This window comes from Providencia sp. NPDC089933 (genome assembly GCF_049545585.1).
In the GTDB taxonomy this organism is placed as follows: Bacteria; Pseudomonadota; Gammaproteobacteria; order Enterobacterales; family Enterobacteriaceae; genus Providencia; species Providencia huashanensis.
Window position 1 is genome coordinate 1 of record NZ_JBMWDT010000001.1, and the last position, 1,401, is coordinate 1,401.

The following is a 1,401-nucleotide window of genomic DNA, read 5'->3' on the forward strand; positions in this document are numbered from 1 at the left end:
ACAACAGGGTCATATACGACAGGTAACATTTCTAACATATGGCGCTGTAATAAAGCGTAGAATAATGTGACATTATTGTCGTGAAGTCGCCACATATAGATGTGTTTATCGAGGTCTGTACGACATTCGCGATAAGCGCGATAAGAGCGGTCTAATTGCACTTCCATATCTTCTGTAATAACAGGAGGAAGAATACCGTTTAAGTCCAGTGCTTTTCTTTCTTCTTCAGTAAACGCGGTTCCTTTATTTAAGGATGGATCTCGTAATACTTGATATCCTCTTGCTGTAGTTTTTATTTTTCGAATGTTATTCTCAACAACGATTTCAGCTTGGCGGTTATACATATAAAAACCTCATAATTGGATTATTTAAAAATAAATTAAGCACCAGATAAACCATTACCTGTCATATCAATAGGATTGACGTATTTGTTAAAGTCCTCTTCGCTTATTTTTCCTGAAGAAATAGCTGATTCTTTTAATGTGATGTTTTTTGCAATCGCATTTTCTGCGATATGAGCTGCATTTTGATATCCGATAATTGGAGAGAGAGCAGTGACTAGCATCACGCTATTATTGACGTACTCAGTAATTTTGGTGTTATTTAATTCAGTGCCTTCAACAGAATACTCTCTGAATTTATGGCAGCCATCAGAGATGATGCGAATCGAGTGTAATAAATTATTAATAATTACAGGGCGCATTGCATTTAATTCAAAATTACCTTGGCTACCAGAAATAGATATTGCAGAGTCATTTCCCATCACTTGAATACCAATCATGACAATCGCTTCACACTGTGTTGGATTCACCTTACCTGGCATGATTGAAGAACCTGGTTCATTTGCCGGTAAAATCAATTCGCTTAAGCCACAACGAGGACCGGAGGCTAGCCAACGCATGTCATTGGCTATTTTAATCAATGCAACCGCAAGTCCTCGAATAGCCGCATGAGCACGTACTAATGCATCTAAAGAGCCTTGAGCAGTAAATTTATTTGGTGCTGTAACAAATGGTTTTTGTGTTAATTCTGCAATTTTTTCAGCAACATCTTTTGAAAAGCCTTTTGGTGCGTTTAAACCCGTACCTACCGCGGTACCACCTATCGCAAGTTTATACAGGTCTAATTTACTGCGTTTAATGTCTTCCAACGCGTCTTTGAGCTGACCTGCCCATCCATGCCACTCTTGGCCAACGGTGAGGGGAACTGCATCTTCTAAGTGTGTGCGACCAATTTTAACCACGGCCATCCATGAGTCAGCTTTTTTTTCAATAACTTGAATTAAACTTTCAATGCTTGGAATTAACTGTTCATCAATCGCAAAAATTGCAGCGATATGCATTGCAGTTGGGAATGAGTCATTTGACGATTGCCCCATATTCACATCATCATTAGGACCTA

The 1,401-nt window shown here is 38.8% G+C and carries 1 protein-coding gene and 1 pseudogene; both read right to left on the minus strand.

Features of this window, described 5'->3' with window-relative positions; all coding sequences use genetic code 11:
• Positions 1-344, minus strand: a pseudogene (locus ACPEH5_RS00005) (NAD-dependent malic enzyme); the annotation flags it as partial.
• Positions 345-379: 35 nt separating this feature from the next.
• Positions 380-1,401, minus strand: a 1,022-nt coding sequence (locus tag ACPEH5_RS00010; protein WP_423727003.1) for a class II fumarate hydratase, incomplete at its 5' end; no start/stop codon positions are given.